A 24862-nucleotide genomic window follows, 5' to 3' on the forward strand; every position below is an offset into this window, starting at 1 on the left:
GGGGAGGCCAAAATGAAAAAAGGCGAGGATCGCTCCTCACCTTTTTCTCTTACCGCAGACTGCCTGGCTGCGTCGATACCACCACGCTTCAGGCAGGTGCCGTGGCGTTGGGGGTGACGTCGCCGGGGCGGTTGTTGTCCGAAGACGACTTCTTGGCCGGCACACCGTTGCGCGGCGGACGCGGCTCGTCACCGTTCATGATGTCGTTGACCTGATCGGCGTCCAGGGTTTCCCATTCCAGCAGGGCCTTGGCCATGACGTCGACCTTGTCGCGATGCTCTTCCAGCAGGCGGCGGGCCAGCGCATATTGCTCGTCCAGGATGCTGCGAATTTCCGCATCCACCTTTTGCTGGGTGGCTTCGGACACGGTCTTGGAAGACATGCGACCGAAGTAGGCGTCCTGCTCCGAATCTTCATACACCATGGTACCCAGGGTGACGGACATGCCGTAACGGGTCACCATCGCACGGGCCAGCTTGGTGGCACGCTCGAAGTCGTTGGAAGCGCCGGTGGACATCTGGTGCATGAAGATTTCTTCAGCGATACGACCACCGAACAGGATCGAGATCTCTTCCAGCATCTTGTCTTTGTACATGTTCACGCGGTCATGTTCCGGCAGCTGCCAGGTCAGGCCCAGTGCGTAACCACGCGGCATGATGGTGACCTTGTGCACCGGATCGGCCTTGGGCAGCAGCTTGGCGACCACGGCGTGGCCGGACTCGTGGTAGGCGGTGTTGCGACGTTCTTCTTCGCGCATCACAGCCGACTTGCGTTCCGGACCCATGACGATCTTGTCCTTGGCATCTTCGAAGTCCTGCATCTCGACCAGGCGCTTGTTGCGACGGGCCGCAAACAGGGCAGCTTCGTTGACCAGGTTGGCCAGGTCGGCGCCGGAGAAGCCGGGGGTACCACGGGCCAGGATGTCGGCCTTGACGTCCGGAGCGATGGGCACCTTGCGCATGTGGACGTACAGGATCTGTTCGCGACCACGGATATCGGGCAGGCCGACCATCACTTGGCGGTCGAAGCGACCCGGACGCAGCAGCGCCTTGTCCAGCACGTCGGCACGGTTGGTGGCGGCGATCACGATGACGCCGGAATTGGCTTCAAAGCCGTCCATCTCCACCAGCATCTGGTTCAGGGTCTGTTCACGTTCGTCGTTACCGCCGCCCATGCCGGCACCGCGATGGCGACCGACGGCGTCGATTTCATCGATGAAGATGATGCAGGGAGCATGCTTCTTGGCGTTTTCGAACATGTCGCGCACGCGGGACGCACCCACGCCGACGAACATTTCAACGAAGTCGGAACCCGAGATGGTGAAGAACGGCACCTTGGCTTCACCCGCGATGGCACGTGCCAGCAGGGTCTTACCGGTACCCGGGGGACCGACCATCAGCACCCCGTGCGGAATGCGGCCGCCCAGCTTCTGGAACTTGGTCGGATCACGCAGGAACTCGACCAGCTCCTGCACTTCTTCCTTGGCCTCGTCGCAACCGGCGACGTCGGCGAAGGTGACGGAGTTGCTGTTCTCATCCAGCATGCGGGCCTTGGACTTGCCGAAGGAGAAGGCACCGCCCTTGCCACCGCCCTGCATCTGGCGCATGAAGAAGATCCAGACGCCGATCAGCAACAGCATCGGGAACCACGAAATGAAGATCTGCGAGAGGAAGGACTGCTCTTCCGGCTGGCGCACGTCGAACTTCACGCCATTGTTGAGCAGGTCACCGACCAGGCCGCGGTCCAGCACGGTGGTCGCGGTCTTGACCTTGGTGCCATCCTGGGTGGTGGCGATGATATTGCGATCCTCGATGGTCGCATCCTTGATGTGACCCGCCTTGACCTCGGAGATGAAGTCCGAATACGCGATAGGCTTGGCGTTGGTTGCCATGCTGCGGCTGTCGAACTGTTTGAATACCATAAACAGCACGAGCGCGATGACCACCCATATGGCAGCCTTGGAAAACATATTGTTCACTGGAACTCCTCCGACGCCTGGGCGCCACGTTGCCTTTGTATTGTCCGATTTTACCCGGATTCAACCACCGTTACATAGAAAACCGCCGTCCGCCCCGCCCTGCCGTGCCGTCGCGCAACGCACAATTGCCGTGCAGACGCGCCACCACAGTTGCTTCGTTACCATCCAGCCAACACTTTTTCCACCATCCTGAACTGGCGAAACCTGCAGGCTGCTCGCCCGGGAAGGGACAAGCGGATGTTTTCCAAATGTCGATATAGGGTTGAAAGCAGGCAAAACAAGGCAGAAAACTTCAGTATTTGCGCCGAAATCCTGTCCATTGTGCACTCAACACCTGAACGAGCGAACGCATCGGAATCAAGTTTGAGCGATGTTATCGGAATTCAAACGCGGGGATTCTTCAATGTCTTGCCCAACAGGAAGATTTCCGACGACTTGTCGCGGCTGGCCTTGGGCTTCTTGGACATCACCGTCTTGAACTCGGCCCGGAATTTGTGCACCAGTTCGTTATAGCCGGTCCCGTTGAAACACTTGACCAGCAAGGAGCCGCCAGGTTTCATGTGCAACTGGGCAAATTCGATGGCCAGGTCGATCAGGTACTCCACCCGCGCTGCGTCAGCAATGGCCACGCCCGACAGGTTGGGCGCCATGTCCGAAAGCACGAGGTCGACCTTGCGGCCGTCCAGCAGCGCTTCCAGCTGGCGCACCGGCTCATCTTCGCGGAAGTCGCCCTGAATGTAGTGGACGTCGGCAATCGGATCCATCGGCAGGATGTCCAGGCCGATGATGGTGCCATGGATGCCACCACCTTCGGCGCCGGCCAGCTTGTTGCGCACGTACTGGCACCAGCTGCCGGGGGTACATCCGAGGTCGACGATGACCTGACCAGGCTTGATCAGGCGCTCTTCCTCGTCGATTTCCTTGAGCTTGTAGGCGGCGCGCGCACGATAACCTTCCTTCTGTGCAAGCTTCACATAAGGATCGTTGATATGGTCGTGCAACCAGTTTTTGTTCAGTTTGTTCTTTGCCATTCGCGTAGAATACTGGTTTTATCTCATTGAGGGACAACTTGGCGCCGCCGAGACCTCGTCCCGAACCTGCATTCCCATGTTGACATTGACTCCCGCCGAGCGCAGCGAACTGCGCGCCCAGGCCCATGCCTTGAACCCCGTCGTGATGGTGGGCGAAAGCGGCCTGTCCGAATCCGTGATGAAGGAAATCGACAAGAGCCTGAACGCCCACGGCCTCATCAAGGTCCGCGTCTTCGGCGACGACCGCGAAGCCCGCATCGCGATCTACGAAACCATCTGCGCCGAGCTCAAGGCCGCGCCGGTACAGCACATCGGCAAGCTGCTGGCCCTGTATCGCCCGCAGAAGGACGATGTCAAGAAAACCGCCTCCGGCGCCAAGGGTGGCCTGCGCGAAGTGACCATCGTCAAGTCGCACGCGACCAAGCGTCCTTCGGTGAACAAGGTCATGCTCAAGGGCAATGAACGCGTCACCGCCGGTGGCCTGGTCAAGAAGGCCAAGCCGCGCCAGCGCAGCACCAAGAAGTCGCTGGGCTGATCCCGCCCGACCGGCCATCTCGGGATGGCCCGCAAAACAGAATGCCCGCTGATGCGGGCATTTTCATTTCCGGCTCGTCGGACTTGCAGGCAACTCAGGTAGGCAGCTCAGGAAGACAGATCCCGCAGACGGGTCAAGCCGGTTACTATGACACCCGCCCCGCACTATCACGGGGCCGGTGCCGTCACACCACGTCAGACGTAGCGCACTTCCAGGATTTCATATTCCTTCAGACCCGACGGGGCTTCCACGGCCACCACGTCACCGGCGCTCTTGCCGATCAGGGCACGGGCGATGGGCGAAGTCACGGAAACCTTGGATTCCTTGATGTCGGCTTCATCCAGACCCACGATCTGGTAGGTCACCTTCTCGCCGCTATCCAGGTTTTCCAGATCCACGGTGGAGGCGAAGACCACGCGGCCTTCAGCGTTCAGATCAGCCGGGTCGACAATCTGGGCCGCGCCCAGCTTGCCTTCCAGGTCGGCGATGCGACCTTCGATGAAGGCCTGACGCTCCTTGGCCGATTCATACTCGGCGTTTTCGGACAAGTCGCCCTGCGCGCGCGCTTCCGCGATCGCATTGATGACTTCGGGACGGTCTTTGGTTTTCAAACGGTGCAATTCTTCCTTCAGAAGTTCGGCGCCACGCTTGGTAAGGGGAACTGTGCTCATAAGTCTCTTGCTCAAGGTTAGGGTTACACGGAAGACGCATCCAAGGTCCGCCGGCCGATGAACACGCAAAAGCACACCATTGCCGCCAACTTGGCGGACAAGCGTCGTCTTTACGGGAACAGTCTGGCTGGTGAACGGACCGTTGCTGCAGGATTCCGTCAGCTCTTCAACAACACGCGCTCTGACCCAGAGCCGCTAAGGACATGACGCCACGCGCAAGTCCGCGATCACGTGGCACGGCGGCGTCATGTCCTTAGCGTCCCCTGGACGGATCTGCCCTGCAACATTGAACATGTTGTGGCCGCAGGGTGTCGTCCAAAAGTCAGAGAGGGCATCGATTGCTCAGATGCCCTCTTAGCTTGTCGGCGTCAACTGCTGCCGACAAAGTAACGTGTTGTGGGTTTAGTGTATAGCTTTATGCAGGCCTTGTAAATCGTAGACGTCCAGCGATTCCAGATGGCGCATGCCTTCCACTGCCGCCTCTGCACCGGCGATGGTGGTGAAGGTCGTCACGCGGGCTGCCAGGGCCGAGGTACGGATCGCTCCGGAGTCGGCGATGGCGTTGCGCTTTTCTTCAACGGTGTTCACCACCAGGGCGATCTCGTTGTTCTTGACCATGTCCACGATGTGCGGACGACCTTCGACCACCTTGTTGACGGTGGCAACAGGGATACCGGCAGCACTGATGGCAGCCGCCGTGCCCTTGGTGGCGACGATGGAGAAGCCCAGTGCGACCAGGTCACGCGCCACCTGCACGGCACGCGGCTTGTCGCTGTTCTTCACCGACAGGAAGACCTTGCCCGAGGTCGGCAGCTTCACGCCGGCACCCATCTGCGACTTCACGAAGGCTTCGCCAAAGGTCTTGCCCACGCCCATGACTTCGCCGGTGGACTTCATCTCGGGGCCGAGGATGGTGTCCACGCCGGGGAACTTCACGAACGGGAAGACGGCTTCCTTCACGCTGTAGTACGGCGGCACCACTTCGTTCTTGATGCCCTGACTGTCCAGCGATTGGCCGACCATGCAACGTGCCGCGATCTTGGCCAGTTGCAGGCCGGTGGCCTTGGAAACGAAGGGCACGGTACGCGATGCACGCGGGTTCACTTCCAGCACGAAGACGGTATCGACGGTCTTGCCATCGACTTCACTTTGCTGGATGGCGAACTGCACGTTCATCAGACCCACCACGTTCAGGCCCTTGGCCATCAGCGCGGTCTGGCGCTTCAGTTCTTCGATGGTGTCCTTGGACAGCGAATACGGCGGCAGCGAGCAGGCCGAGTCGCCCGAGTGCACGCCGGCCTGTTCGATGTGTTCCATCACGCCGCCGATGAAGGTGCGTTCACCGTCAGAGAGGCAGTCCACGTCGACTTCGATGGCGTCGTTCAGGAAGCGGTCCAGCAGCACCGGCGAATCGTGCGAAACCTTGACAGCTTCGCGCATGTAGCGCTCCAGATCGCGCTGCTCGTGGACGATTTCCATGGCGCGGCCACCCAGCACGTAGGACGGGCGGACCACCAGCGGATAGCCGATTTCCTGCGCCAGTTGCAGCGCGTCGGCTTCGGTACGGGCGGTACGGTTGGGCGGCTGACGCAGGCCCAGGTCCTGCAGCAGCTTCTGGAAACGCTCGCGGTCTTCGGCGGCGTCGATCATGTCCGGCGAGGTGCCGACGATGGGCACGCCATTGGCTTCCAGATCCAGCGCCAGCTTCAGCGGGGTCTGGCCGCCGTACTGGACGATCACGCCGACCGGCTTTTCCTTGTCGACGATTTCCAGCACGTCTTCCAGCGTCACCGGCTCGAAGTAGAGGCGATCGGAGGTGTCGTAGTCGGTCGAGACGGTTTCCGGGTTGCAGTTGACCATGATGGTTTCGTAACCATCGTCACGCATGGCCAGCGCGGCATGCACGCAGCAGTAGTCGAACTCGATACCCTGACCGATACGGTTCGGGCCACCGCCCAGCACCATGATCTTCTTCTTGTCGGTCGGGTTGGATTCGCACTCTTCGTCGTAGGTCGAATACATGTAGGCGGTATCGGTGGCGAACTCGCCCGCGCAGGTATCGACGCGCTTGAAGACCGGACGCACGTTCAGCTTCTTGCGCTGTTCGCGCACGGCGGTGTCGGTGGTCTTCAGCAGCTTGGCCAGGCGGCGGTCCGAGAAGCCCTTCTGCTTCAGCTGGAACAGGGTGGCCTTGTCGAGCGACTCCAGGGAAGCTTCCTTTTCCAGCCACAGTTCGATGTCGACGATCTCCTTGATCTGCGACAGGAACCACGGGTCGATATGGGTCAGGCCATGCACTTCTTCCAGCGAGAAGCCTTGTGCGAAGGCGTCGCCCACGTACCAGATGCGGTCCGGACCAGGCTCGCCCAGTTCCTTCTCGATCAGTTCGCGGTCGGTGGTCTTCTCGTTCATGCCGTCCACGCCGACTTCCAGGCCGCGCAGGGCCTTCTGGAAGGATTCCTGGAAGGTGCGGCCGATGGCCATCACTTCGCCCACCGACTTCATCTGGGTGGTCAGGTGCTTGTCGGCCTGCGGGAATTTCTCGAAGGTGAAGCGCGGGATCTTGGTCACGACATAGTCGATGGACGGCTCGAAGGACGCCGGGGTGGCACCGCCGGTGATCTCGTTGCGCAGTTCATCCAGGGTAAAGCCCACGGCCAGCTTGGCGGCGATCTTGGCGATCGGGAAGCCGGTGGCCTTGGAGGCCAGCGCCGACGAACGCGACACGCGCGGGTTCATCTCGATGACGATCATGCGGCCGTCGGCCGGGTTGACCGAGAACTGCACGTTGGAGCCACCGGTATCCACACCGATCTCACGCAGCACCGCCAGCGAGGCGTTACGCATGATCTGGTATTCCTTGTCGGTCAGCGTCTGCGCCGGTGCCACGGTGATGGAGTCACCGGTGTGCACGCCCATGGGGTCCAGGTTTTCAATCGAGCAGACGATGATGCAGTTGTCCGCCTTGTCGCGGACCACTTCCATTTCGTATTCCTTCCAGCCGATCAGGGATTCCTCGATCAGCAGTTCGGAGGTCGGCGAAGCTTCCAGGCCGCGCTTGCAGATGGTTTCGAATTCTTCGGCGTTGTAGGCGATGCCGCCGCCGGTGCCGCCCATGGTGAAGGACGGGCGAATGATGACCGGGAAGCCGATGGTCTTCTGCACTGCCCACGATTCTTCCATCGTGTGCGACACGCCCGAACGGGCCGAACCCAGGCCGATCTTGGTCATGGCCTGCTTGAACTTGGAGCGGTCCTCGGCCTTGTCGATGGCTTCCGGGGTGGCGCCGATCAGTTCGACCTTGTACTTGTCCAGCACGCCATGGCGATGCAGGTCCAGCGCACAGTTCAGCGCAGTCTGGCCGCCCATGGTCGGCAGGATGGCGTCCGGCTTTTCCTTGGCGATGATGCGTTCCACCGCTTGCCAGGTGATCGGCTCGATGTAGGTGGCGTCGGCCATTTCCGGGTCGGTCATGATGGTGGCCGGGTTGCTGTTGACCAGGATGACCTTGAAACCTTCTTCGCGCAGGGCCTTGCAGGCCTGGGCGCCGGAATAGTCGAATTCGCAGGCCTGGCCGATGATGATCGGGCCAGCGCCAATGATCAGGATGCTTTTGATGTCAGTACGCTTAGGCATTTTGTTTCTTCTCCATCATCGCCACGAACTTGTCGAACAGGGGAGCGATGTCATGCGGTCCAGGGGATGCTTCGGGGTGGCCCTGGAAGCAGAAAGCAGGCTTGTCGGTGCGCTCGAAACCTTGCAGCGAACCGTCGAACAGCGAGATGTGGGTGACGCGGCAGTTGGCCGGCAGGGTCGCCTGATCCACGGCGAAACCGTGGTTCTGCGAGGTGATCATCACCTGCTTGGAATCCAGGTCCTGCACCGGGTGGTTGGCGCCGTGGTGGCCGAACTTCATCTTCAGGGTCTTGGCGCCCGAGGCCAGGGCCATGATCTGGTGACCCAGGCAGATGCCGAAGGTCGGGATGCCGCGTTCGATCAGCTCCTTGGAAGCGGCGATGGCGTAATCACAGGGTTCCGGATCGCCAGGACCGTTGGAGAGGAAGATGCCGTCCGGGTTCAGGGCCAGCGCCTCGGCGGCGGTGGCTTGCGCGGGCAGCACGGTGACCTTGCAGCCGCGCTCGGCCAGCATGCGCAGGATGTTGAACTTGACGCCGTAGTCGAAGGCGACCACGTGGAATTTCGGGGTGATCTGCTGACCATAGCCGCGGCCCAGGCGCCATTCGGTCTCGGTCCAGTTGTAGGCCTTCTGGGTGGAGACCACCTTGGCCAGGTCCATGCCGGCCAGGCCCGGGAAGGCACGTGCCAGTTCCAGCGCCTTGGCGGTAGCGACCTCGATGTCCGCTTCACCGGCCACGATGGCGCCGTTCTGGGCACCCTTCTCGCGCAGGATGCGGGTCAGCTTGCGGGTATCGATGCCGGCGATGGAAACGATGTTGCTTTCCTTCAGGTAGTCCGACAGGGATTGCTGGCTGCGGAAGTTCGACAGCAGGCGCGGCAGGTCCTTGATGATCAGGCCGGCGGCGTGGATCTGCGAGGCTTCCACGTCTTCACGGTTCACGCCCGTGTTGCCGATGTGCGGATAGGTAAGGGTGACGATCTGGCGGCTGTAGCTGGGGTCGGTCAGGATTTCCTGGTAGCCGGTCATCGCGGTATTGAACACCACCTCACCGGTGGTGTTGCCTGCGGCGCCGATGGAAAAACCTTGGAAGACAGACCCGTCTGCGAGCGCGAGGATGGCCGGAATCGCGGGACCGGAAAGAAGAGGCAGCAAGGGTAACTCCTGAGATTGTTACCGCCGCGGCTGGATGACCGGAAGACCTTTGCGCGCCAAAACCGACCGGCGCGAACACCCCGACTCATTCGGTACGGGAGCGTGGCTGGGCCTGTTAGGAACGAGGAAGAGGAATGGCTATGCGCTACGGCGGATAAAATTGGCTAAACCGCTCAATTATAGCGCAAGAGGCTCCCTCCGGCAAATCACGGATGGCCGAACTTGCTTCTGGAAGCACCGAAATGGGGTGCCGAAGGAGGGAACGCCGGCAGACAGCGCTGCCGGCGCAACGCGGCGTATTACAGGCCCAGGGCGGCGATACCGGCCTTGGCGATCTGCACGTCTTCGGAAGACTTCACGCCGGAAACGCCCACGGCGCCCACGTAGTGACCCTCGACCACGACCGGCACGCCGCCTTCGAGCAGGCCGTCCAGGCCGGGGGCGCTCAGGAAGGAGACGCGACCGTTGTTGATCATGTCTTCATAGATCTTGCTTTCGCGGCGACCCAGGGCGGCGGTGCGCGCCTTGGCCGGTGCGATCTGCGAGGAAATCGGGGCGGTGCCGTCCATGCGCTGCAGCCACAGCAGGTGGCCGCCGTCATCGACCACGGAGATGGCCACGTTCCAGTTGTTGGCGCGGGCTTCGGCTTCAGCACCGGCGGCGATCTTCTTCACGTCGTCCAGCGACAGAAACGGTTTGGTTTGCATGTTTGCTCCGATAGGCATAAAAAATCGAACGCTGATTGTACGGCCATAAAGTCGTTTTGACATCCCATGCCAGCAAACTCATCCATGCGACTTGCATGAATCATTTTCAGCACTTCGCCATCCCAATCACGCCTCCCCTAAATTCCCACATCCCGAGAACACAAGAACTGCACCCCGACTCATCCGCAAATCATTTACAGAAAAATTTTCCTAGGGCCCTGTAGGAAAAACACTTACTGGGAGATGACGCTAAATACCCCCTTTTTGCCCCGCAAATCATTCCATTTTGCCAAGCTGGCACGAATCCAGCTTTTGACAAGCCGTAAGATTTACCTTACAGTCCCGCAATCCTATTTTGAGAGGATCCCGATGACCCTACGCCGATCTGACCGAATCCGACGACAAACCGCTCGTGCGTGCGCGCTCGCAGCCGGCCTTTGGATCAGTGCATCGGCCTATTCCGCTGACCTTTCCCTGGCAGCGCAGGATCTTCCTCCTCCTCAAGCAACCTCCCCGCAAGCCCAGCAGTTGATCAGCAAGACCAATCTTGCGATCGCCCGCCTGCAAGACATCACCAACCGCGCATCCGAACTGGCCACCCAGGCCCTGGCCATGTTGGGCATCAATTACCGCTACGGCGGCAATTCGCCCGATACCGGCCTGGACTGCAGCGGCCTGGTGCGCTACGTCTTCAAGGAAGCATGGGGCACCGACCTGCCGCGCACTTCGCTGGAAATCAGCCGCGTGGGCGAAAAGATCGGCCGCGACAATCTGCAGCCTGGCGACCTGGTGTTCTACAACACCCTGCGCCGCGGCTTCTCGCACGTGGGCATCTACCTGGGCGACGGCAAGTTCATCCACTCACCCTCGGCCGGTGGCCAGGTGCGCATCGAGAGCATGGACGAGTCCTACTGGAAGAAGCGCTTCAATGGTGCAAGACGCATCATGGCGGGCGAAGAAGAGCAGAAATAGGCACCGCAACGGTGCAAGCGCAAACGCTATAAACGATACAAACGATACAAACAAAATGGCCGCTGGAAAATCCAGCGGCCATTTTTATTTCCGTCAGGAAAACCTGAAAATCAGTTCCCCGTCGCCATCAACCTGAGCTTGCGCTTGATCTCCGGCATGGCCGCCGTAGCCGCTTGCTCGCCCGCCAGGATGGCCACGTTGCGGCTGGCGAAGTCGCTGCCCTTCATCGCCCCCAGACTCGGCTGCAGCACGATATCGGCATTCTTCAGCTCATACTGGTTGATGGTCTGCCCCATGATCGCAAAGGTCTGCAGCAGCACGTCGATGGAACTGCTGGAAGCCGCCTGCGCCTCCGGATTGGCCGAGATGTTGACCGCGATCACGAAGTCCGCCCCCATCTGCCGCGCATAGCGCACCGGCACCGGCGACACCAGTCCGCCATCGACATAGGTATGGTCGCCGATCTTCACCGACTGGAACACCCCCGGCACCGCCGACGAAGCCCGCACCGCGACGCCCGCATTGCCGCGCTGGAACAGGATGGGCTGGCCGCTGCGCAGGTCGGTGGCGACCGCGCCGAAGGGAATCTTGAATTTTTCGATGGGAACGTTGTGCACCGCCTTGTTCACGTAGTTCTGCACGCCCTCCCCCTTGATCACCCCGCTGACCTTGGCGAACAAGGGCACCGACCAGTCCGAGATGGAGGCTTCATCCATGGACATCGCCAGCTTCTGCAAGGCAAAGCCATCGTTGCCGGCGGCATAGAGCGCCCCCACCAGGCTGCCCGCGCTGGTACCGGCCACCACGTCTACCGTGATGCCCTGCGCCTCCAGCGCCTTGATCACGCCGATGTGCGCAAACCCGCGCGCAGCGCCGCCGCCCAGGGCCAGGCCGATCCTGATCTTGCGTGGCGCCACCGGCACCGGGGTGACTGTCGTGACAGCGGGGGTTGCAGGGCTACCGGCGGTAGATTCGACAGACGCTGGCGACGCGTTGCCCGGCACCCAGGAAGGGGTACCGCAGGCCGACAGCAGGAAAGTGGAAGCGACGGCAACAGCCGTCAGGCGGAAGGAGAAGCGCATGACACCACGGGGCAATATCGAAGCCCGTCATTGTACTGCAAGCCCCCGACCCGACCTCAGGCGGCCGGCCGCCAGGGGCGGTGGTGTAGAATGCGGCCCCGGCTCACGATCTGTTAGGCAAGGCTTCGCCCCATGAATATCGTCATCAACGAAGAACTCCAGAAGTACATCGATCCCCTCACCCCCAACGAATACGCCGCCCTGGAACGCAGCCTGCTGGCCGAAGGCTGCCGCGATGCGCTGGTGCTGTGGGGCGAGGTGCTCATCGATGGTCACAACCGTTACGAAATCTGCCGCAAGTACGACCTGCCCTTCAAGACGGTCCACAACGATAGCTTCAAGTCGCTGGAAGACGTGCTGCTGTGGATGATCGATAACCAGCTCGGCCGCCGCAGCGTCTCCGACTTCCAGCGCGGCATGCTGGCCCTGCGCAAGCGCGACATCATCGCCGCCCGCACCAAGGCCGAAGCCACGCCGGCCAAATCGGCCGCCAGCGACGACGGCAGCACCGCCGACCCCGCCACGAACAACGAGGACGCCGCGTCCGGCGATGCCCCCTGGCACGCCGACGACGACACCGGTCGCATCAAGACGCGCGAAGACATCGCCCGCGCCGCCGGCATCAGCAGCGCCACCATCGGCCAGATCGACCGCATCCGCAAGACCGCCGCCCCGGAACTGGTAGAGGCCGTGCGCACCGGCACCATCTCCATCAATGCCGCCGCTGCCGTGGCGACCCTGCCCAGCGAGGCGCAGGTCAGCGCCGTGGCCGGAGGCAAGAAGGAACTGCGCGAAGCCGCCAAGAAAGTGCGCGAACAGAAAGCCGCCACCCGCACCCCGCGCGCCCCCGCCAGCGACGACGGCGCCACCGGCAGCAGCAGCGCCATCCCCTTGGTGGAAGGCCAGGAAAACGAACTCACCGCCACCCTGCGCCGCGAGATCGCCGCACTGCAGAACCGGGTCTCGCGCCTGTCCGAAGAAAACCAGGGCCTGCGTGCCGAACTGGCCCTGCTCAAGGCCGGCAGCGACCAGCAGGCCTGAGGCCCAGGCGCACGGGCAAGTCACCATGGCCACCTTCACCATCGCCCAGCGGGCCGAGATCGAACTGGAAATCCGCAAGAGCCGCTTCATCGGCATCGTCCAGCCGGTCGCGGGGCGCGAGGCCGCCATGCAGGAAATCGCCCGCATGCGCGAGGCCCATCGCAGTGCCACCCACGTCTGCTGGGCGCTGATGGCCGGCGGCCAGTCCGGCATGTCCGACGACGGCGAACCCTCCGGCACCGCCGGCCGCCCCATGCTGGAGGTCTTGCGTCACCACGAACTGGATGGCGTACTGGCCATGGTGGTGCGCTACTACGGTGGCGTCAAACTGGGCGCAGGTGGGCTGGTGCGTGCCTATACCGACGCCATCGCCACTGCCCTCAAGACCAGCGAACGCACCGAACGCGTGGCCCAGGCCGAGATCGAGATCGGGGTGGTCTATTCGGCCGAACCGCAACTGCGGCACTGGCTGGCGCAGCAAAAGTACCAACTGCTGGACAGCCGCCACGACACCCTGGCCCACCTCCACCTGCGCCTGCCCGAGGCCGCCCTGGCTCAGGCCGAAGAAGCGATCCGCCGACTCTCCTCGAACGCCGAGATCAAGCGCATCATCTGATCCATCCGCTCGCGCAGACCCACGTCCGGACGGCGCGACCACAGCATGTCGAACTCCGCCACCAGCAGGTGGTAGTCGATCTCGCTGATGGGCGCGGGCGTGAACCCGAGCGCGGCAGCCTCCGCAGGCACAGGCATCTCATCACTCCCCATGCGCCACCAACCTCCGCGTCAACACGGTCGCCATCGCCGGTGCCAGCGCAAACGCCGCAAACAGCACCCAGGCGGCCTGACGTGCGCCCTCCTCTTCCTGCCCGCCCGACAGGCCCAGCCCGGCCTGGTTGGCAATCAGACCGGCCAGCGCCGCACCAATGGCCATCGCATACAACTGCACAGTGGTGATGGCCGCCGAGGTCAGGTTTTCCTCGCCCGGTCGCGCCGCCTGCATAGCCCGCGCCACCAGGTGCGGCCAGCCTATGCCTATGCCCAGGCCGGTCACCGCCAGCGCCAGCACCATCAGCACATCCACCAGCGCAGCACTGGCCAGCAGCCGCGTGGGCAACAGACTCGGCAACAGCAATGCCAGCGCCACCAGCCCCAGCAGCATCAGCCACGGCCCCAGGCGGATCATGCGGGCCGCCGCCGATGCACTGCGCCCGGAACCGGCCAGTGAACCCACGCTCCAGCCACCAGCCATGGCAGCCGTCGCATAGCCCGCCCCCAGCGGCGCAAAGCCATGCAGGGTCTGGAGGAAATATGGCACGAAGATTTCTACGCAGCTGGCCAGCACCAGCAGCGAGATGCAGGCAAAGGCGCACCCCATCACCCTAGAAAGCCGGTAACCATCACGCGGCAGCAGGCTGATGCGTGAACGCAGATCGATGCGCGCCACCCACAGTCCCAGCACGGCCCCACCCAGCACGCAGGCCGCCGCCGCCCAGGTCTGCTCAGTTTGCGCCGCCAGCGCCACCAGCAAGACCGACAGCGCCAGCAGCAGGATGCGCCCCAACGGCATGGCCTGATGTACATCGGACTGGGCACGCACCCGGCGCGGCCCCAGTTGCCCCACCACCAGTGCAGCCTGCAGCAGCAACAAGGGCAGCAAGGCGAAGAAGGCCAGTCGCCAGTGGCCGCCGGCTGCGAACAGCCCACCCACCGCCGGCCCCAGCAGGGTCGAAATACCCCACATGCCCGAGACCAGTGCGATGGCCCGCGACCATAACCGCTGCTCGAACACCAACGGAATCAGCGCGTACCCCAGCGAAGCCAGCAGCCCGCCGCCGATCCCCTGCACCGCCCGCCCAGCCAGCATCCAGCCCATGCTGGTGGCGCCCGCGCACAACATCGCGCCCGCCCCGAATACCGCCAATGAGAGCAGGTAGGCGCTACGCGCGCCCAGTCGCGAGAGCAGCTTGCCAGTCAGGGTCGAGCCAATGATGGAGGTGACCACGAACAGGGTCACGTTCCAGGCGTAATAAGCGAGGCCGCCGATATCGCCCACCACCGAAGGCAGGATGGTGGTGACGATGTGCACATTGATCGCATGCAGCGCCACGCCACCGGTCAGCGCCACCGCGCACCAGCCGTGGCGACGCCCCAGCAGGTCGCCCCAGCTGGCCACGCTGGCGGGCTCGGACGCAGTCGCGATGGAAGGTGCGGAAGAGGAAGTTGTCATGGCATATCCTTCATGAAGGGCGGCGGGCGGAGGCAGGTCCGCAACAAGTAGCAACAAGTAGCAACACGCAGCAACATGCCGCATCAATGACTGATCGACTTACACCCTGCGCCGGTTTATTATCCAAGAATATTCTTGCTTAATTAAGCGTATCGTAAAACGAAGTCCACAATTTAACAAGCCAACACTTGGAAAATATGCAGCCGCTCACCTCGAACCAGTCCCCTCCTCAGGCAGGCCCCAGCACCGCCGAACGCATCCTCCTACGCCTGAAGACCCGCGGTCCCGCCGCCGCCAGCGAACTGGCCGGGGAGCTGGAGATGACCGCCGAAGCGGCACGCCAACAGATCCAGAAGCTGGCCGCCGAAGGCCTGATCGCCAGCCGCCAGGCCGCAGCCGTGGCGCGCGCCGGGCGGCCGCGCCAGGAATGGGAGCTGACCGCAAGCGGCCATGCCCGCTTCCCCGACACGCATGCGCAACTGACGGTGCAACTGCTGGGGTCGATCCGCCAGCTGTTCGGCGAACCCGGACTGGACAAGCTGATCGGCCAGCGCGAAACCGAGATGCGGTCGCAATACCTGCGCCTCTGCGCCGACCTGCCGACCCTCCCGAAGAAGCTGGAAAAACTGGCCGACATCCGCAGTGCCGAAGGCTACATGGCCAGGGTGGAGAAGGAGGGCAAGGACTGGCTGCTGATCGAAGACCACTGCCCCATCTGCGCCGCCGCAATGACCTGCCAGGGCTTCTGCCGTTCGGAGCTCCAGCTCTTTGGCGAAGTGCTCGGGGGCGAGGCCGAGATCACCCGCGAAGAGCACCTGCCGGCCGGAGCACGACGCTGCGTCTATCGCATCCGTCGCATCGCCGCTGGCTGAGTCCGGCGAAAGTCCCCCGGCGCCAACAAACTGCGCTGAACGCCCCCGATCTGTGCGAACATCCCCGGCGCCGCGCCGCATCGGGGGATGCCGGCCGGCGACCTGCCACCGCCACGCTTATTCAAAAGGGGAAGCCATGCCACCAGATCAAAGTGATTTCGACCCGGTCCTGTTCATCGCCGACGGTCCCTCGCAAGCCCTGCTCGACCCGAACCAGTACCCCTACATGTGCAACCAGAACGGCCATGGCCTGCAGAGCCAGACCGTGGTCGGCGAACTCATCACCCTGGCCCAGGAAGCACCGGAACTGGAACGCGGTGCCACCTACCGCGATATTGCCCACTGGCCGCGCAAGATCACGCCCAAGGACTGGCCGGCCTACGAGATCACCGAGTTCGACTTCCGCGTTCCCGAGGTCCGCTACGAACCCCTGCCCGCCACCCCGGAAAATGCCCAGGCCTTCGGCGCCACGCTGCTGCGCAACGGCCAGTGCCTCAGCTTCACCTATCAGGGATTGGTGATGGCCCAGTACACCTACGGCAAATGGGCCGGCTATGAATCCCCCTATCTCGGCGACGGCCGCAGCCGCGAACTGTTGACCTGGAACGCCACCGACCTGGAGTACCACGACTTCGCCCACATCTTCTTCTCGCAGGGTCCCGAACCGCTGGTGATCACGGTGGCGCGCTGGCGCCCCTACGTCAATGAAATCAGCCTGGCCGACCTGTGGGTGGAACCGGGCGACGCCCTGGTGATCCCACCCAAGCGCATGGCGCCGCCACCCACCCCGGGCATGAGCGAGGCCCAGAAACGCCTGCTGGTGGTGGACATGCACAACAACCGCAATTCGGCCCAGGCCTGCCGTCGCTACGACGGCCCGCCCGGCCTGGCCACGGTGACCGTGCTGGCGGATGAGCAGGTGATGTCGGCGCCGCTGACCCGGCCTTATTACCATGAGGAAAAGCAGCCTACCTGGCATGGCATGTTGCGTTGAATCACGATCTTGGCCAGCGATAGGCATTTCAGGAAAATTGTAATAACATTGTTTTTACACGAGAATTCTGATGTAACAACATTGTATTTACCAGGTGAAAAAAATGAAGACATCCATCCGCAAAATGGGTAACTCGCAAGGCGTACTGATTCCGAAGCCATTTCTGGCCAAGATGGGGATGTTGGTCGATGAAGATATCGACATCGACATCGAAGACGACAAGATCGTGATTCGCAAACTGGAAAAACGGCCCCGTGAAGGATGGGCCGAAGCCAGCCAGAAAATTGCGGCCGCACAGGATGACGGCCTGGTCTGGCCCGAATTTGGAAACGATGGTGACAAGGAATTGACATGGTGATGCGCGGCGAAATCTGGTTAGCCGCGCTCGACCCCACTGTGGGTAGCGAAATCAATAAATTCCGTCCATGCGTCGTCGTTTCGCCGGCAGAGATGCACGATTATCTGCGCACCGTGATTGTGGCTCCGATGACAACAGGCAGTAAGCCCGCCCCGTATCGCGTACCGATCACGTTCGACAAGAAAAAAGGATTGATTGTCCTGGATCAGATGCGCACGCTGGACAAGGAGCGTTTGATCAGGAAACTCGGGCGCGTAACGGACAAGACGCTCACGGCAACATTGGAAGCGTTGCAAGAAGTCTTCGCCGAATAGCGAAGCAGGAAAAACACGGGGCCGCACCGAGCTATTTTTGTCACCCTGGGGAAGACCGGTTGCAATCATCCAGAGCATCCACGGCTGTGCTCCCCGCGTGCAGGCATATCTACTGCTGCCCCAACTCCCGATACAACTCATTGGCGCGCATCAGGTGCGCGCGCATGGCTTCGGCGGCGGCTTCGCCATCGTGGGCGGCAATGGCATCGACGATGCGCTGGTGTTCCAGCAAGGTCAGTTCTTCCGCTCCTGGTGCGCGCACCAGGGTGGTATAGAACTCGCTGGCCCAGCGGAACATCGACTCGACGATGGACGGGAAAATCGGGTTGCCGCTGATGTCGGCGATCTCGCGATGGAAGGCCATGTCGCGTTCGATGAACTCTTCCAGGTTGACCATCGAGGCGCGATGCTCGGCGATGGCCTGGCGCAACCGCGCTACCTGCTCCTCGCTGGCGCGCTCGGCGGCCATGCGGGCGGTGCTGGTTTCCAGGAAGACGCGGGCTTCCTTCATGTGCTTCAACATGTCCGGCTTGGTACGCAGGAGATGCTGCGCACCGGCCGCGATCTGGGCGATCAGCCGGTCGGCCGTGGGGTCGACCACGCGGGCACGCTCGCCATGGGCGATCTCCACGAAACCGGAACGCTCCATCGCCTGCATCGCCTCGCGTACCGCCGGGCGGCCCACACCGTATTGCTCCATCAGGTCGCGTTCGGAAGGCAATTGTGACCCGGGCGGGAATTCACCCTGATGGATGCGATCCATCAGGCGCTCCAGCACTTCCTGGTATAACTTGCGTCGCTGTATCGGTTCCGGCATGGCTGCGCTGTCTCAAAGTATAGGTTTCGTTGGACGCGCACTCTACCATATCTACCGCAATCGCAGGCCCGGCCTGCGATTGCGCCATGCAATGCGCCTAGCTGGCGGCGCCCTCCAGCACATCCCCGAAGAAGCTGCGCGCGCCCACCTGTCCCCCTTTGAGCACCAGTTCCAGACCGTCGCGGCGGCTATTGTCCGACCATGCCCGGCACAGCGGCGCGCCCGGGGCCAATCCGGCGCAGACCGACAGGGCCGTGATGTCCAGGGCACTGGCGACCTCGCCCGAGCTGTCGCCGCCAGCAATGGCAATGCGCTGCAACGACTGCCCGGAATCTCCATCGAGGATGGCACGCAGGGTCTCGGCCAGGGCAATGCCGACCTGGCGCGCCGCCTCGCCCCGCGCCAGCCCGGCTTGGGTGGCAATGTCATCGAAACCGGTGACGGCAGGATCATCCGGCCCCTCGGCCGAAAACACCAACGGACTGCGCCCGCTGGCGATGGCCGCAGCGGCCGCCGCCACCAGGCGCGCCAGTTCGGCAGTACGCCACTCGGGCCGCAGCACGGCCGACAAATCCATGCGCAGGCAGGCAAACCCGTGCTCGCGCGCCCAGGCGATCTGCCCGGCCGTGACCGGCGAACAGCTGCCGCTGACCGCCGCAATCACCGGCACCGGGCTGGCCTTGGGCAGGGATGGCTGCGCCGCGATCCAGCCGCGTTCACGCCAGTAGGCGGTGAGCGCGTATTGCAAACCCGAGGACGATGCGCTGAAGACACCCGCCCCCCTACCCTCCCACACCAGCCGCCCGGCCTGGCGCTGGGTCTCGTCGTCGAGCACGTCGATGAGCACTACCGGGGCATCGCCACCGCGTAATGCCTCAAGGCGCGCCTGCGCCTGCCCGGCCCCGTCGCGCAGTTGCTGCATGTCCACCAGTTCCAGGCGGCGCGCGGTCTGCCGGCGCAGATGTCGGCGCAGGTCGGCCTCGTCCATGGGCGTGACCGGATGGCGCGACATGGTCGGATGCCGGTCCAGCCGGTAGCCCTGCCCGTCCACTGCGGCAAACAGGTTGCCGAATAGCTGGTAGCGCTTCAGCCGGGGCGCGCCCACCACCATGGGCGACCAGTCGCCGCGCAGGTGGCGCGTGCCGACGTCGATGGCGCGTCCGATGGAACCGGTCTCGGGCGAGGAATCGAAGGTCGAGCACACCTTGTACTGCATCACCGGTGCGCCCAGCGCCGCCAGCGCAGTGAAGGCCTGCGGCAAATGTTCCTCCATCCATTGCGGGGAACGTCCACGCGAGGACCCGGCGATGCCGATGCAGCGCACCTCGGGAAAGCGCGCCAGCATCGCCGCATCGGGCGTACGCAGGAACAGCACGGTCGGCAGACCGGCGGCGCTCATCACCTCCATGGCATCGGTGGAGCCGGTAAAGTCGTCGCCGTAATAGGACAGCAGCAGCCCCTGCGGCAGCTGTGCGCTCTCAGGCAGCAGGCTCATTTCCAGAACCCCAGCGCCGCCTGCAGCGCCTTGTTGTTGCACGCATGCTGGGCCAGGGGGACGCCTTCGATGGCGGCCACCCATGCCTCACGCAGCGCTTCCACGCCCGCCGCCACTCCCTGCGGATGGCCGAAGATGCCGCCACCGGCGGTATGGATCAGGTCGGCGCAGCCGATGGCGGCATAGGTATCGGCCGCCTGCAAGCCGGTCTGCCCGGAGCTGAACACCGGCATCGTGCTGACCATGTCGGCGCCGGCCACCACCGGCTGCAGGACCGAACGCGCCGCCGTGATGACGCTGTCATCCGGCTCGCTGAACTTGTTGCCCAAGCCGTTGACGTGCATATGGTCAGCCCCCGCCAGACGCCACAGCTGCTGCCAGGGCGCATAGTCCCAGCCCAGTTGCGGGCTGCGCGTGAGATAGCCCCAGCCGGCGCGATGCGCATGGATCGGCAATTGGGCATGACGGCGCAACTCCTGCAGGCCGACCAGACCGATGGAATTGAGGACCGCCATGACACAGCTTCCGCCCTCGGCCAGCACCAGGTCATGACGACGTCGCATCTGGTCCAGGTCGCCGGTGAGGTTGAAGGCCACCATGACTTTCTTGCCGGTGCGATCGGCGTGGTCGTTGACCACCCGCATCACCGCCCGCACCCGCTCGTCGAAGGGACAACGGCCACCATCGGCCTGCAGTTCGTCGTCCTTGATGAAATCGATGCCACCAGCCACCAGTTCACGCACCTGCTGCACCGTTTCCTCCACCGACAGGCCGATGCTGGGCTTGATGATGGTGCCGATCAGCGGGCCATGCGTCACGCCGGTCAGGCGGCGCGTGCCTTCGATGCCGAAGGCCGGTCCCGGATAGGCGTCCACGAAAGCCTTGGGCAGTTGCAGGCCGGTCAGGCGCAGACCCGAGACCTGGCGCAGCTCGAACAGGTTGCCCGCCACGGTGGACATCAGGTTGGGCAGCGAGGCACCGGTGTTCTCCAGCGGCCAGGACAGCTCCAGCCGGCATTGCGTATAGCGCTGCGACGTCATGCCGCCGGGCAGGCTGGGCGTGTTGCTGTGACCGAGGATCTCCAGCTTTTCGACACGGGCGCCGGAGCGCGCCTTCAGTTCCGGCGTCTCGGTGGCCAAGGCCACGAAGGTCCCGCTGGATTGCTCCCCGGCGATGACCTCGGCCGCGCGCGCCGGGTCATCCCCGGTTTCCAGCCAGTAGCTGGCGTAGATGCGTTCCATGCCCACTCCCTCAGGTGATGCGGCGGATGCTCTCCGCGATCTCGTCATGCTCGAAGACCTTCAGCCAGTCGTCGCGCAGCAGGCGCGGCAGGCCGTTCTGGATGGCCTTGTTGCAGGCATCCGAGAAGGCACCGGGAATTTCCTTGAAGATCACCGCGCCCAGGATGTTCATATGCCCCAGCAGGAAATCGCGGGCCGCTTCTTCCGGCACGCCGCGACGCACGGTCTCGTCCATGGCCTGCTTCATCGCATAGAGCAGCGTGGCACAGACGGTCTCGGACAGGCCCGGCTCCAGGATTGCCATCTGTTCCACCGTCAGGCGATAGCTGCGCAGGATGGGCTGGTAGATCACCTTGGCCACATCCTCGCCCAGGTCGAAGGCCGACTCCGGACCCTGCATCAGGGCGCTGGTGATGGATTGCTTGGCGGCGCCGCCACCGAAGAAATCGCGACGGCCTTCCGGCGTGGTCTCGTCGTTGAAGATGGGCGGGTGGCAAGGGTGGGCCACGAAATAGACCAGGTCCGGCCGCTCCGGCAGATGGCCGGCGAAGGGCGCGGCCGCGTCCAGCGTCATCACCATCACGCCGGCGCGCAGCTTGGGCGAGATCTCGGCGGCTATCTTGCCGATCAGGGTATCGGGCACGGCCAGGATGACCACATCCACGTTGTCCAGCGCCGCGTCGATGCTCACACAGTCCACGCCGACCTCGTCCCGCAGGCGCTGCTGACCCACTTCGCTGACTTCCACATGAGAAACCTGGTAATCCGATTTCTTCAGATTCTTCGCCAGGCGCACGCCCATCTTGCCGCCTGCGCCGAAGAGTGCGATCTTTTCCTTCATATTTCTTCTCCTATCGTCATTTGAGTTCTGCAAAGTTCCGGTCGGCCAGGCCAACTGGCTGCTGGCCGACCGGTGGATTTATTCGGCGATCACGCGGCCCTGCAACTCGGCCGCCTCTTCCCGCGATCCTGCGCCGATGGCGAAGATCACCAGCGCCGACACCGCCATCAATGCGCCCACCACGAACATCGGTGCCTGGTAGGAACCGGTGGCGTCCTTGATCGCACCGGTGATGAAGGGCGCCATGAAGCCCGCCGCATTGCCCACCGTATTGATGAGGGCGATGCCGGCAGCGGCCGCCGCACCGGAGAGGAAGCGCGCCGGGATCGACCAGAAGGTCGGCAGCGCCGAGAAGATGGCGCAGGCCGTGACCGTGATGGCCATCACGGTGGCTGCCGGGCTCTGCATGTACAGCGCGGCCGGGATGCTGATGGCGCCCAGCAGCGCCGGCAGGCCCACATGCCAGCTGCGCACGCCGCGCCGGGTGGCGTCACGGCTCCACAGGAACAGCGCGATGGCCGCCGGCAGGTAGGGAATGGCGGTGATCAGGCCCTTCTGGAAGACATTGAATTTGGTGCCGAACTGGGTCTCGAAGCCGCCGATGATGGTCGGCAGGAAGAAGGCCAGCGCGTAAAGCCCGTAGATCAGTCCGAAATAGACCAGCGAGAGCATCCACACCCGCGGATTCTTCAGCGCCGCACCGGCGTGGGCCACATGCTCCACGCGCTTGCCGTTCTGCTCGGCCTGCAGGGCGCCGGTGAGCCACTTGCGTTCGGCCTCGTTGAGCCATTTGGCTTCACCCGGCTTGTCGGCCAGGTAGAACCAGGCGATCACCCCGACCACGATGGCCGGCAGCGCCACCCCGGCGAACATGATGCGCCAGCCTTCCAGGCCGAACAGACCATGCGCCTCGATCAGCAGGGCCGCCACCGGCGCGCCGATGACGATGGTCAGCGGCTGGGCCAGGTAGAACAGCGCCAGGATGTGGCTGCGATGCCGGGCCGGCACCCACAGGCTCAGGTAAAGGATGGCACCGGGGAAGAAACCGGCCTCGGCCACGCCCAGCAGGAAGCGCAACACATACAACCCCTCCACGCTGCTGACCCAGGTAAAGAGCAGCGCCACGATGCCCCAGGTCACCATGATGCGCGCTAGCCAGCGGCGCGCGCCGTACTTGTGCAGGGCCAGGTTGCTGGGGATTTCCAGCAGCACGTAGCCGATGAAAAAGACCCCGGCGGCAAAGCCGAACTGGGCGGCGGTGAGCGCCAGGTCACGGCTCATGCCATTGGGGCCGGCAAACGAGATCGCAGTGCGATCCAGAAAGTTGATGAAAAACATCAGGCCTACGAAAGGCACCAGCCTCATCGCGACCTTGCGGATGGCCGATCTTTCGACGGCACTCTGGGTGGTCTCCATTTTTGTCTTGTCTCCTGTCGGGTTGAGAGGCTGTGCCTGTTCAACGACAACCTCTCCGGGTTTCGCCAGGGACTGCGGGGGCTGTGCGCCTTGCGGTCGCCTGGCTGCCTTTGCTTGTTTTGTTTCTTTGATGTTTTCTTGATATCGCCAGCGGCGGCGGCAGACGAAAAAGACGGGTCGCACCAACTGGTATGATCACTATACCATTACGCCAGTTGCAAAGATGCTCAAATTTTTTGCATGGATGAGATGAATGTCTCGCATGCGAGCGTAGGAAAGGCTGCATGGGCTGCATGGGCGACAAGGCGCCTCCCGCGCTTCATGCCGGAAATAATGCAAGCGGGAAAGATCAGGCGGGAGGAGCCCCACCTGGAAGAAGAGCCCCTGCCATGGCGAGCAGGGTCGATGGAGGTCAGAGCGCCGAGCGCTCCCTCAACAGCCGCACCAGCGCCTCCCCCGCGCCCGACAACTGGCCCCCTTTGCGCGTGACGATGCCGATGGTCTGCGACATCGAGCGCAGCTTCACCGGCAGGATGCGCAGCATCCCGCGCCGGACGAACATCTCCGCCACCGCTGTGGGCAGGATGGACACCATGTCCGTCCCCTGCTGCAGCAGCGCCACGGTCACGAAGGTCGATGCCGTGGAAATGGCATTGCCCGGCATGGTCACCCCGGCCAGGTCCATCTCGCGCTCCAGCACCGCGTGCAGCGGCATGTGGCTGGGATAGGTCACCCAGCGATAGCCGGCCAGCGCCGCCAGTTGCAGCTGCCGACTACGCGGGCGCGGGTGCTCGGCCGATACCACCACCGACAGCGGTTCCTCCGACAGGGCCTGGTAGTGATACTTGCCAGGATGGTCCGACACGCTGGCGCGCGCCACCAGCAGGTCGAGATGCCCCTCGTCCAGCAAGCCCAGCAACTGCACGCTGGTATCTTCCACGATCTCGATGCTGAGCTCGGGATGGCGCCGTTGCAGCGCATCCACCGCCGGCACCACCATCTCCGGTACCGCCCCCATGACCGCCCCGATGGCCAACCGGCCACCGCGCCCGGAGCGCAATTGCGCCATTTCCTCGCACAAGGAGCCCAGGTCGGTAGCCATCAGGCGTGCATAGCGGATCACGCAATGGCCGAACTGGTTGGGGATCAGCCCGGACTTGGTGCGTTCAAACAATTGCGCATCCAGCATCGATTCCAGCTCGGCCAGCGACTTGCTGGCAGCGGATTGCGTCATGGCCAGGGCACTGGCGGCCTTGTGCAGGGATTTGTGCTCGTCCAGGGCGATCAGCAGCTGCAGCTGCTTCATGCGCAGGCGGGACAGCAGACTCTGGAGACTTTGCAGGCTGGGTGTGGGTTTCATGGGTGATTCCAAAAAGCGATCACATGATGGAAAGTCTTCACTATACAGCCCCGGTGGGCGCACGTATATTGATCGCCATTGCAAGCCGCCATCCACCGATGGCCCACGACAACCA

The 24862-nt window shown here is 63.2% G+C and carries 22 protein-coding genes; 8 read left to right on the top strand and 14 right to left on the bottom strand.

The window, feature by feature from the left end:
* Positions 1 to 88: 88 nt before the first annotated feature.
* Complete coding sequence (ftsH, locus tag HFRIS_RS09940) at positions 89 to 1978, bottom strand: ATP-dependent zinc metalloprotease FtsH (protein ID WP_039875206.1); 1890 nt, start codon at positions 1976 to 1978, stop codon at positions 89 to 91.
* A 383-nt stretch (positions 1979 to 2361) separates the two neighbouring features.
* Positions 2362 to 3009 carry an RlmE family RNA methyltransferase gene (locus HFRIS_RS09945; protein WP_006463186.1) on the bottom strand — a complete coding sequence of 216 codons (648 nt, stop codon included), beginning with the start codon at positions 3007 to 3009 and terminating at the stop codon, positions 2362 to 2364.
* A 76-nt stretch (positions 3010 to 3085) separates the two neighbouring features.
* On the opposite strand from HFRIS_RS09945, the gene yhbY reads away from it, so the two are divergent.
* A complete protein-coding gene (yhbY, locus tag HFRIS_RS09950) occupies positions 3086 to 3544 on the top strand; it encodes a ribosome assembly RNA-binding protein YhbY (protein ID WP_006463187.1) in 459 nt (152 codons plus the stop codon).
* A gap of 194 nt (positions 3545 to 3738) precedes the next feature.
* Here yhbY and greA read toward each other — a convergent pair whose 3' ends face one another.
* The 4 genes from greA to HFRIS_RS09970 form a co-directional block, all read right to left on the bottom strand.
* A complete protein-coding gene (gene greA, locus HFRIS_RS09955; protein ID WP_006463194.1) occupies positions 3739 to 4215 on the bottom strand; it encodes a transcription elongation factor GreA in 477 nt (158 codons plus the stop codon).
* Positions 4216 to 4617: 402 nt separating this feature from the next.
* Positions 4618 to 7851 carry a carbamoyl-phosphate synthase large subunit gene (gene carB, locus HFRIS_RS09960; RefSeq protein ID WP_006463195.1) on the bottom strand — a complete coding sequence of 1078 codons (3234 nt, stop codon included), beginning with the start codon at positions 7849 to 7851 and terminating at the stop codon, positions 4618 to 4620.
* The gene (gene carA / locus HFRIS_RS09965) at positions 7844 to 9007 is read right to left on the bottom strand and encodes a glutamine-hydrolyzing carbamoyl-phosphate synthase small subunit (protein WP_006463196.1); all 1164 of its coding nucleotides are present in this window, start codon (positions 9005 to 9007) and stop codon (positions 7844 to 7846) included. Before carA ends, carB begins: the two co-directional genes overlap by 8 nt.
* Before the next feature lie 299 nt (positions 9008 to 9306).
* Positions 9307 to 9714 carry a GlcG/HbpS family heme-binding protein gene (locus HFRIS_RS09970; protein WP_006463197.1) on the bottom strand — a complete coding sequence of 136 codons (408 nt, stop codon included), beginning with the start codon at positions 9712 to 9714 and terminating at the stop codon, positions 9307 to 9309.
* Between the two features lie 369 nt (positions 9715 to 10083).
* On the opposite strand from HFRIS_RS09970, the gene HFRIS_RS09975 reads away from it, so the two are divergent.
* Positions 10084 to 10686 carry a C40 family peptidase gene (locus HFRIS_RS09975; RefSeq protein ID WP_039875208.1) on the top strand — a complete coding sequence of 201 codons (603 nt, stop codon included), beginning with the start codon at positions 10084 to 10086 and terminating at the stop codon, positions 10684 to 10686.
* Positions 10687 to 10796: 110 nt separating this feature from the next.
* On the opposite strand, the gene HFRIS_RS09980 is transcribed toward HFRIS_RS09975, so the two are convergent.
* The gene (locus tag HFRIS_RS09980; protein WP_039875210.1) at positions 10797 to 11768 is read right to left on the bottom strand and encodes a patatin-like phospholipase family protein; all 972 of its coding nucleotides are present in this window, start codon (positions 11766 to 11768) and stop codon (positions 10797 to 10799) included.
* Between the two features lie 132 nt (positions 11769 to 11900).
* Here HFRIS_RS09980 and HFRIS_RS09985 point away from each other — a divergent pair, with 132 nt between their 5' ends.
* Both HFRIS_RS09985 and HFRIS_RS09990 read left to right on the top strand, forming a co-directional pair.
* Entirely contained in the window at positions 11901 to 12809 is a 909-nt protein-coding gene (locus HFRIS_RS09985) for a hypothetical protein (RefSeq protein WP_006463200.1), read from the top strand.
* Positions 12810 to 12834: 25 nt separating this feature from the next.
* Entirely contained in the window at positions 12835 to 13425 is a 591-nt protein-coding gene (locus HFRIS_RS09990; RefSeq protein ID WP_006463201.1) for an IMPACT family protein, read from the top strand.
* A gap of 141 nt (positions 13426 to 13566) precedes the next feature.
* On the opposite strand, the gene HFRIS_RS09995 is transcribed toward HFRIS_RS09990, so the two are convergent.
* Positions 13567 to 15039 carry an MFS transporter gene (locus HFRIS_RS09995; protein ID WP_006463203.1) on the bottom strand — a complete coding sequence of 491 codons (1473 nt, stop codon included), beginning with the start codon at positions 15037 to 15039 and terminating at the stop codon, positions 13567 to 13569.
* A gap of 197 nt (positions 15040 to 15236) precedes the next feature.
* On the opposite strand from HFRIS_RS09995, the gene HFRIS_RS10000 reads away from it, so the two are divergent.
* The 4 genes from HFRIS_RS10000 to HFRIS_RS10015 all read left to right on the top strand — a co-directional run bounded on the left by HFRIS_RS10000 (position 15237) and on the right by HFRIS_RS10015 (position 17577).
* A complete protein-coding gene (locus HFRIS_RS10000) occupies positions 15237 to 15911 on the top strand; it encodes a helix-turn-helix transcriptional regulator (protein ID WP_039875212.1) in 675 nt (224 codons plus the stop codon).
* Between the two features lie 136 nt (positions 15912 to 16047).
* The gene (locus HFRIS_RS10005; RefSeq protein WP_006463205.1) at positions 16048 to 16905 is read left to right on the top strand and encodes a hypothetical protein; all 858 of its coding nucleotides are present in this window, start codon (positions 16048 to 16050) and stop codon (positions 16903 to 16905) included.
* 103 nt (positions 16906 to 17008) lie between these two features.
* Positions 17009 to 17263 (top strand): AbrB/MazE/SpoVT family DNA-binding domain-containing protein, encoded by a 255-nt coding sequence (locus HFRIS_RS10010; protein ID WP_039875214.1) that lies wholly within the window; start codon positions 17009 to 17011, stop codon positions 17261 to 17263.
* Positions 17257 to 17577, top strand: coding sequence for a type II toxin-antitoxin system PemK/MazF family toxin (locus HFRIS_RS10015; RefSeq protein ID WP_006463207.1), 321 nt, complete (start codon positions 17257 to 17259; stop codon positions 17575 to 17577). The genes HFRIS_RS10010 and HFRIS_RS10015 overlap by 7 nt, the downstream gene beginning before the upstream one ends.
* Positions 17578 to 17686: 109 nt before the next feature.
* Here the strand turns inward: HFRIS_RS10015 and HFRIS_RS10020 are convergent, their stop codons facing one another.
* From HFRIS_RS10020 to HFRIS_RS10045, 6 genes are all read right to left on the bottom strand, one after another.
* A complete protein-coding gene (locus tag HFRIS_RS10020; protein WP_006463208.1) occupies positions 17687 to 18394 on the bottom strand; it encodes a transcriptional regulator NanR in 708 nt (235 codons plus the stop codon).
* A gap of 97 nt (positions 18395 to 18491) precedes the next feature.
* Positions 18492 to 19889, bottom strand: a complete 1398-nt coding sequence (oiaK, locus tag HFRIS_RS10025) for a 3-oxo-isoapionate kinase OiaK (RefSeq protein ID WP_006463209.1) — start codon at positions 19887 to 19889, stop codon at positions 18492 to 18494.
* Positions 19886 to 21130 carry a ribulose-bisphosphate carboxylase large subunit family protein gene (locus HFRIS_RS10030; RefSeq protein ID WP_006463210.1) on the bottom strand — a complete coding sequence of 415 codons (1245 nt, stop codon included), beginning with the start codon at positions 21128 to 21130 and terminating at the stop codon, positions 19886 to 19888. Before HFRIS_RS10030 ends, oiaK begins: the two co-directional genes overlap by 4 nt.
* A 10-nt stretch (positions 21131 to 21140) precedes the next feature.
* Positions 21141 to 21971: a phosphogluconate dehydrogenase C-terminal domain-containing protein gene (locus tag HFRIS_RS10035; protein WP_006463211.1), complete on the bottom strand. Its 831-nt coding sequence runs from the start codon at positions 21969 to 21971 to the stop codon at positions 21141 to 21143.
* Between the two features lie 78 nt (positions 21972 to 22049).
* Positions 22050 to 23387 carry an MFS transporter gene (locus HFRIS_RS10040; RefSeq protein WP_006463212.1) on the bottom strand — a complete coding sequence of 446 codons (1338 nt, stop codon included), beginning with the start codon at positions 23385 to 23387 and terminating at the stop codon, positions 22050 to 22052.
* A gap of 412 nt (positions 23388 to 23799) precedes the next feature.
* On the bottom strand, positions 23800 to 24747 hold the full coding sequence (locus HFRIS_RS10045; RefSeq protein WP_006463213.1) for a LysR family transcriptional regulator: 948 nt from the start codon (positions 24745 to 24747) through the stop codon (positions 23800 to 23802).
* Between the last annotated feature and the right edge of the window lie 115 nt (positions 24748 to 24862).

The sequence above is a fragment of the Herbaspirillum frisingense GSF30 genome (genome assembly GCF_000300975.2).
GTDB classification, from domain to species: Bacteria; Pseudomonadota; Gammaproteobacteria; order Burkholderiales; family Burkholderiaceae_D; genus Herbaspirillum; species Herbaspirillum frisingense.